Source organism: Lysinibacillus sp. CNPSo 3705 (assembly GCF_028674935.1).
In the GTDB taxonomy this organism is placed as follows: Bacteria; Bacillota; Bacilli; order Bacillales_A; family Planococcaceae; genus Lysinibacillus.
Map to the genome: position 1 here is coordinate 42,006 of NZ_JAQZSD010000030.1, position 7,687 is coordinate 49,692.

Sequence of the window (7,687 nt, forward strand, 5' to 3'; positions counted from 1 at the left end):
TTTAAAAAAACTAATGGATTAATGATTAACAAAGCAACTGCCATTTTGCAGTTGTTTTTTTGTGAAAAAATTACGTAAAAATACTCGTTGTGATAAAAATATTCTGTAAAAAGCGCGTTTTTCTTAGTTGAATATAGTTGACAATTTGTGACGGAATTGTGTACACTAAAAATACATAAAGTTGTCACAAAGAGGAAAAATAAATGTTCACGAACAGAGGGGTGCTTTTATGTTTGGATTAAACATTTTATTAGTTGCTTTCGCATGTGTTACGATTCCGCTTGTTGTTGCTTCAGTAATGTTAGACATTTTTTATGCAGAAAAGAAACAAGTTCGTTTTTCATTACGCCGTACATCGATGTGGTATTCCTGCATGTTTGCGTTAGCATTTATACCGTCGGTTTTATACATGACACTAAAATAATAATCATTTAGGGGTAATTGATTATTTAAAAATTATAGTAGCAGCTACAATTTTGCGTTGTAGCTGTTTTTTATTTCCCTGAAGAGAATTGTGGATGTGCCGAGAAAATTGTGTAATATTATTCATTTTATTGAATTGGTAAAATAGTAAATATTATGTGTTTTTTTATCTAGTTACATTGACTACTTTTACCCATTGTGTTAATTTGAGGAGGAAAAAGATGGGCAAATCTGCTGAAAGGTAGAGACGCAAAGCTACAGGTCTAAGGTAATGAATACTATGATGGCTGAGCTGCAAAGGAGTACTAGTTAAGTACATCTATAGCTAGTCATATTCTTTGATGCCTATTTCTTTTGAAATAGGTTATTTTTTTTGCCCAAAATACGATCAAGGAGGAAGTAATAATCATGAAGTTGTTTAAAAATGTTTCATTAAAAAGCAAACTTTTACTAACGGTTTCTATTATTGTTTTGCTTCTAATTGCTATTATTACTACACAAAGTATTAGAGAATTAAACAATCGAATGTCTGTTGATTTAGAGCAAGAGTTGAAAAGTGTTGGTTTATTGACAGCTATGAATCTTGATAGGAATGATGTTAAAGATTTATTGACTGAAAAGGGAGAGACGAATGCTAAATTTAAAAAAATTCAAAAGCAACTCGATAAGATTCAAGAAGAACAAGGTATTATGAGTTGGAGCTATATTTGGGATGTGAAGGACGCAGATGGCGTTAACCCGATCGGCTATACATCTAATTTGAACGAGGTCTATGAAGCGGGTGAAATCTTTACTGATTTAGCAGATGAACATGTAAAAACGGCTAAATTGGCAATTAAAAATAATAGCACTGCTGTAACTGATATTTTCGAAGATCCTTATGGTTCATGGCGAACTGTGTTTACCCCTATTAATGATGACAATGGCAAGCTCATTGCTTTATTAGGTATTGATTATTCTGCGGACTACATAAATACGATCATTAAAACAAGTGTCATAAAACAAATCGTTCTAGCTGTTATTGGAATTTTACTTCTATTAGTTTTACTCTACATAATTATTGATCGTCTATTAAAACCACTTAAGAAAGTAGTGAACGCTGCAAATCAAGTAGCGAATGGACAATTGATAAATGTAGATTTAGAAATAACGAAGGACGAAATAGGAAATTTATCTAAATCTATTCAAACGATGGTTTCCAATTTACAACATATTATTTTAAATATTAGAAATACATCTGACAACGTTTCTTCAGCTGCTAATCAGCTAACTATTAATGCAGCAGAAACATATAACAGCTCAACAATTATTGCCCAAGACATGGGACAAATCACGCAAAACGCTGAGGCTTCAATGGTTATGACTGAGGAAACGGCTGCTGCTATGGAGGAAACAGCGACAGGCATCCAGCAAATTGCTGACTCTGCTAATACGGCAGCCGAATCATCTATTTCTGCTTCTCAAGCTTCAGAACGTGGAAATCAAGTTGTTCAGCAGGTCATTGCACAAATGGAGTTGATTAATGATTCTGTTGAACAAATCGGTACAACAATAAATGGATTACATATCAATACGAAAAAAATTAGTGATATCGTAAATCTTATTACAGCCATAGCCGATCAAACAAATTTACTAGCTTTGAATGCGGCAATCGAAGCTGCTAGAGCAGGAGAGCATGGCAAAGGCTTCGCGGTTGTCGCTGATGAGGTTAGACGATTAGCGGAACAATCATCACAGTCTGCAACGGAAATATACAATTTAATTAGTACAATACAAGCTGATTCAAATGCCTCTATCACTGTTATGGAAAAAGGGAAAGAAGATGTAAAGGCTGGTATGGAGTTTACAAACGAAGTAGGGGAAATCTTTAAAGAAATTCTCACTTCATCAGAAGAAGTTGCTAGTCAGATACGCGAAATTTCAGCTGCATCTCAACAAATTTCAGCTTCTTCGGAGGAAGTAGCAGCATCTGTCAATAATATTAAGCAATCTGCGGAGCAGTCTTCTGAATTCTCGGCGAATGTGTCAAGTGCAACGCAAGAGCAATTGACGACCATGCAAGAGGTGAAAGAAGCATCTTCTTCATTAGGAAAAACAGCAGAAGAATTGCAGGTACTTGTAGCAAAATTCAAATTGGAGAATGATCAATAATGGACATTAATTTTAAAGGAAAAAATGTACTAATTACGGGTTCAAGTAAAGGAATCGGTAAAGCCATTGCTTTGGGCTTTGCCGAGCATGGGGCCAATATATGTATCAATTATATTGGTGATGAAAATGAAGCAGAGGAGGTTCGTGCGCAAGCAGAAAAGTTTGGTGTACAGGCTATAAAATATAAAGCAGATGTATCGAATTCTCAACAAGTTCAAGCTATGTATCAATATCTGGACAAACAGTTAGGCGAAATTGATGTTCTTGTCAATAATGCTGGGTTCGCGCAGGCTTCAAGCATTACGGATTTAACAGATGAGCAGTGGGATAAAATGATCAAAGTTCATCTATATGGTTGTTTCTACAATTGTCGAGAAGCAGCAAAAAGAATGAAAGAACGAAACAACGGAAAAATGATTAATATTTCTTCAGATATTGGTAGTTTAGGTTGTGAGGAATTTACGCATTATTCTGCTGCAAAGGGTGGTATTAATGCATTTACGAAGGCTTTGGCACGTGAGTTAGCACCTTCGATACTAGTCAATGCAGTAGCTCCTAGTGGTACATTTACAGACATTCTGAAGGAATTTGGAGAGAATTATGTAGAGGAAGAGTCTGCTAAATATCCGTTAAAACGATTGGCTCAACCAGAAGAAATCGCAAAGACCGTATTATTTTTAGCTTCAGAAAATGCGAATTTCTATACGGGTCAAATATTAACACCAAATGGCGGAGTCGTTATGAACGGTTAATGTGAAAAACTGAGGAGCAATACTATGTTAAATATAATGATCTTTAGCTTATACTTAATTTTTATTTATTACATTGGATATAAAGGATACAAACGAGTTAATACTGCGGAGGATTTAATTGTTGCTGGGTGGAGCATGCCTTTATCTGTTGTTACAGGAAGTCTAGTGGCTGCCTTATTAGCAGCCCCATTTTTCTTTGCAGCAGTAGGCTCTGGTTATACAAGTGGCGGCTTTGAAGGGTCAGCGACAATGGGCGGTTTAGGGACTTGTATGATTCTTGGAGCACTCATTTGGACGAAGCCATTACGTAGATTAAAGGGCTGGACATTAGCAGATTACTATGGATTAAGATATGGCAGTAAAAAGCTCGGGGCTTATACAGGCGTCGTAATGGCGATTGCCTTTGGTGTCTTTAATGCTGCTGCGTTAACAGTTGGTGGCACATATATTATTCAGCAGCTATTACAAATTGATTTCGTACCAGCAGCATTACTTTTTGTATCATTAACTGCCTTATATTCTGTAATTGGAGGCCTTTGGGCTGTAGCCTATACGGAAATTGTTCAGGGGGCACTGGCAGTAGCGGGTATAGTAGGGATCACAATTTTTATCTTATTCTATTACCCTGATGTAACATTTAACCCGGAGTGGTGGAATATTAGTGAACTCTTCAATAAGGCTGGAGCAGAGTTTTGGACATTATATCTTGTGTTAGCACTTGGTGATATTCCGGCAGTGGACTTAGGACAACGGGTAGCCGCGGCTAAAAGTCCAAAAGTAGCTCAGCGCAGTATGATTATAGCTGGGACTATTATTATCGCGATTAGCTGGATTCCGGGTATGCTAGGAGAAGCGTTCAAAACGATTTATCCTGGTAGTACAAATCCAGAGACATTGATGCTTGCCTTTGCTCAAGGATATTTCCCACCGTTATTAGCAGCTATCTTTTTAACAGCAATGGCAGCGATGGGAATGTCTACGGTAGCCGCGTGTTATGTTGCAACTTCAGGAATTGTCACAAAAAACATTTATTTAGACTTTATTAATCGTAACCCAGATCCTAAAAAACTATTAAAATTTTCAAGACTTATTATTATTTTAAGTGCTTTGCTTGGTTTAGTTTTAGCGGTCAGCTTCCAGAAAGTCATTGATTTAGCCTACTTGGCATGGGATATTATATTCGTAACAATTTTCTGGCCAATCGTTTTAGGGCCGTTTTGGAAGCGAGTAAGTACACCTGCAGTTTGGGCGAGTATATCTGTCGGGTTAGTTTATTACATTCTTACATCTTTAACACATGTGCCTAGTCTTCCTATCCAATCAGAGGGATTTTTAGGTTTATTAAATGAGCTGTGGCAGGCACCTGTTTTCTCAGGCGTTGTGATCACAGGTATTACAATTGTTATTGTTAGTTTGATTATTCCACCTTCACAACATGTTCTCGAGATGCATAAAATTGAAAAAGATAAGACTTTAGACAATGTAGGCAGTAAAGAGGAATTAAAGGAACATTTAAATTGATAATTATTGTTAAATAAAAACGGAAATATGAGGGCATTGATTTGTAATGCCCTCATGTTTTTTTTTGCGAAAATAACATTTAATGGAAAAAGAATGGTCCCCCAGAAATTAAGAATGAAAAGATAAAGGTTTGAATAAACTTTCTATTAACATGGATGAAATAAACCTATCGATTATCTTTTTGAGGGTGGGATATGGATGAAAACCTTTTTTCTTGTATTTCTAGGAATGACCTATTTATTACTAGCAAAGTTAGTCGAAGCGGCTATCTTTAGCAACATCTATTTTTTAATTGGTTTAGGTGTATTAATAGCAGGAATTATGCGATATGTTAAAGAATGGTATATCTATAACGATAGATTAAATGAAATGATAGATGCGAGTGAGGAGGAGCTTATGGCTATCCCTCATACACATTGCATCATCTCAAATGATTGTTTAAATGCTTTATTACTAAATGAACTAACAAATACACTTTTTCTCGTAAGTAGAGAAAATTTAGAAGAAGATTTGATTAAAAAAGAAATCTCATTCAATAAAATATATGAAGTTGCTATAGTAGAGGACGACATGTATATTGCTAGGACTAGCAACAGTTTAATAGGTGGTTCATTACTTGGTGAAGATCTAGATATAGAAGAGGAGTTCGATGATGAGGACCTTGGGGATAACGCTGTGTCTCAATTGACGTTGAAAATTGTAGCTGATAACTTATCTGATCCTATTCTAGAATATGATTTTCTCGATATTGGTGAGCCTATATCAAGAGAAGAGGATGAGTATCAAGAAGCGTTACAGTTATGTGAGGAATGGTTTCAGAAGATCAGTGTTATTATCAAACGTTATGAGCTTGAAAGGGTACCCATTAGACAGTGGCAATAAATTAATATGTAGCAATGAAAGCTATCTCGAACGCAATGTCGAGATAGCTTTTTTATAGCTTGATATTTTAAACGTTAAGTAGTGAACCGAAGTGTACCAAACTGCTCGGGGTACAAAGAAATCTCTGTTAAAGACCTAACACGTTCACGTTCCTCAAATTAAGAACTGGTACTTTAAATTTTAAATTGCTGTAATTGGATATTTAGCTCTTCAGCCATACTAGCGAGTTGATTTGCACTTCTTGAAATTTCCTCCATAGTAGCGGCAGTTTCCTCTACTGTTGCTGTTGTTTGTTCTACACCAGCTGCAGACTCTTGAGAAATAGAAGCCATTTCATCAATAGAGACATTGATAGACTCGGAATTTTGAGCAACTTTATTAAGATTGCCTGAAATGGTATTTATATTAAGGATCATTTCTTCAACGGCTTCCGAAATTTGGTCAAATGTTTCGTTTGTTTGATTTAGTTGGGCGTTTCCTCTTTTTACTTCCTCATAGCCGGATTGCAGAGCAGCTGTTACGTTGCCAGTTTCTCCTTGAATACGGTTGACGATTGTTGAAATATCAGTGACAGAGAATTGTACTTGTTCTGCCAGTTTACGAACTTCATCAGCTACAACTGCAAAACCTTTACCATGCTCTCCTGCGCGAGCCGCTTCGATGGCAGCGTTTAAGGCAAGTAAATTTGTTTGATTTGAAATGTCATCAATGACAGAAACAAGTTTGGAAATTTCAGCCGACTGCACATTCAAGCCTTCAACTTTTTTCACTGAATTTAACACAATCTCATTAATAGCTGCCATTTGTTGTGTTGACTGTATCATTAAGTCTTTACCAGTTGTTGTTAGTTCTTGTACATGACTTGAATGTTCTTTTAATTTAATGCCTTCCTGTGTTGTTTCGTGAATACTACGTTGGAAAGAAGACATTGTTCCGGCTAAATCACCTGCTGTAGATGCTTGCGTTTCTGTGCCAGAGGCTAGCTCCTGCATAGTCACGGTAATTTGTTCTGTACCTGTTTGCACTTCATTCGAAGATTGGGCCAGCTCCTCGCTGCTCGCTGCTACTGTTTCGGAAACGGTATAGATTGAGCTAATCGTTTGCTTTAATTTTTCATTCATTTCATTGGCGGAAAGCATTAATTGACCAATCTCATCACGATGAGTTACTGGAAGTAGTTCATGTTGCAAATTGCCATCCGCTAATTCACTCATGCGCTTTGTGACAATTGTAATAGGCTTAGAAATATCTCTAGCAGTGACAATAGCGATTAGCACACCTGCGATTGTCAATACGATGCTAACAATCAGTCCAACTGTTTTATTGCTTAAACTCGTGGATACTACGTCATCACCTACTGTAGTAATGGAATCCGAGCGTTTATTGGCTAAGTCTTCATAACCAATACGAACTTCGGTTACAAGATTATTCATAGCTGTTAAATTTTTTAATGCTAATTCTCTATCACCTTTTTTATAAACATCGAATACTTCGGTGTTAACGCGATTGCTCCATGTACGTGCCATTTCTACTAGCGCATCACGCTCAGGTGTATTTTCGTATTTCTCTACAATACTGTTATTTTCCTCTGCGATTTTACGATATTCATTGAACATTTCTATGTATTTTTCATCACCAGATACAACATAACTTAAAGCTGCTGAGAGACGAACGCTCATAGACATTGCTAAATTTTTACTTGCCGTTAAGACTTGTAAATCTTCTTTTATTAAACCTTCTGCTTGTTTTTCCATCTTATTATTAGAAATATAAGAATAGGCTGTAAAACAAACCACTAATACTAATAACAGAAGAAATGCACTTAATATTCGAGCTTTAAGTGTTTTAAACTGAAAAATACCTTTCATCTTTTCCCACCCTTTGCTGTCTCTATGTAATTGTTGTTATAGTACAAATATTATTTTATAACTAAATCTTTAGATAAATAAGCCCTTTTA

General features: G+C 36.1%; 6 protein-coding genes and 1 riboswitch. Of the genes, 5 read left to right on the forward strand and 1 reads right to left on the reverse strand.

The genetic code is table 11. From position 1 onward, the window contains the following. Positions 1-229: 229 nt before the first annotated feature. The 5 genes from PVA17_RS13930 to PVA17_RS13950 all read left to right on the forward strand — a co-directional run bounded on the left by PVA17_RS13930 (position 230) and on the right by PVA17_RS13950 (position 5,729). On the forward strand, positions 230-424 hold the full coding sequence (locus tag PVA17_RS13930) for a hypothetical protein (protein WP_132363440.1): 195 nt from the start codon (positions 230-232) through the stop codon (positions 422-424). 213 nt (positions 425-637) lie between these two features. Further along, positions 638-723: riboswitch (cyclic di-GMP riboswitch) on the forward strand. Positions 724-831: 108 nt separating this feature from the next. Continuing rightward, positions 832-2,574 (forward strand): methyl-accepting chemotaxis protein, encoded by a 1,743-nt coding sequence (locus PVA17_RS13935; protein ID WP_274068030.1) that lies wholly within the window; start codon positions 832-834, stop codon positions 2,572-2,574. Then, positions 2,574-3,326 (forward strand): SDR family NAD(P)-dependent oxidoreductase, encoded by a 753-nt coding sequence (locus tag PVA17_RS13940; protein WP_132363436.1) that lies wholly within the window; start codon positions 2,574-2,576, stop codon positions 3,324-3,326. Before PVA17_RS13935 ends, PVA17_RS13940 begins: the two co-directional genes overlap by 1 nt. A 24-nt stretch (positions 3,327-3,350) precedes the next feature. Next, positions 3,351-4,847, forward strand: a complete 1,497-nt coding sequence (locus tag PVA17_RS13945; RefSeq protein WP_274068031.1) for a sodium:solute symporter family protein — start codon at positions 3,351-3,353, stop codon at positions 4,845-4,847. A gap of 198 nt (positions 4,848-5,045) precedes the next feature. After that, positions 5,046-5,729, forward strand: a complete 684-nt coding sequence (locus PVA17_RS13950; protein ID WP_274068032.1) for a hypothetical protein — start codon at positions 5,046-5,048, stop codon at positions 5,727-5,729. Positions 5,730-5,902: 173 nt separating this feature from the next. Here PVA17_RS13950 and PVA17_RS13955 read toward each other — a convergent pair whose 3' ends face one another. Further along, on the reverse strand, positions 5,903-7,597 hold the full coding sequence (locus tag PVA17_RS13955) for a methyl-accepting chemotaxis protein (RefSeq protein WP_274068033.1): 1,695 nt from the start codon (positions 7,595-7,597) through the stop codon (positions 5,903-5,905). Positions 7,598-7,687: the final 90 nt, after the last annotated feature.

Coding starts and splice junctions, on each gene's coding strand:
- PVA17_RS13930 (WP_132363440.1), top strand. CDS start 230: ATGTTTGGATTAAACATTTTATTAGTTGCTTTCGCATGTGTTACGATT.
- PVA17_RS13935 (WP_274068030.1), top strand. CDS start 832: ATGAAGTTGTTTAAAAATGTTTCATTAAAAAGCAAACTTTTACTAACG.
- PVA17_RS13940 (WP_132363436.1), top strand. CDS start 2,574: ATGGACATTAATTTTAAAGGAAAAAATGTACTAATTACGGGTTCAAGT.
- PVA17_RS13945 (WP_274068031.1), top strand. CDS start 3,351: ATGTTAAATATAATGATCTTTAGCTTATACTTAATTTTTATTTATTAC.
- PVA17_RS13950 (WP_274068032.1), top strand. CDS start 5,046: ATGAAAACCTTTTTTCTTGTATTTCTAGGAATGACCTATTTATTACTA.
- PVA17_RS13955 (WP_274068033.1), bottom strand. CDS start 7,597: ATGAAAGGTATTTTTCAGTTTAAAACACTTAAAGCTCGAATATTAAGT.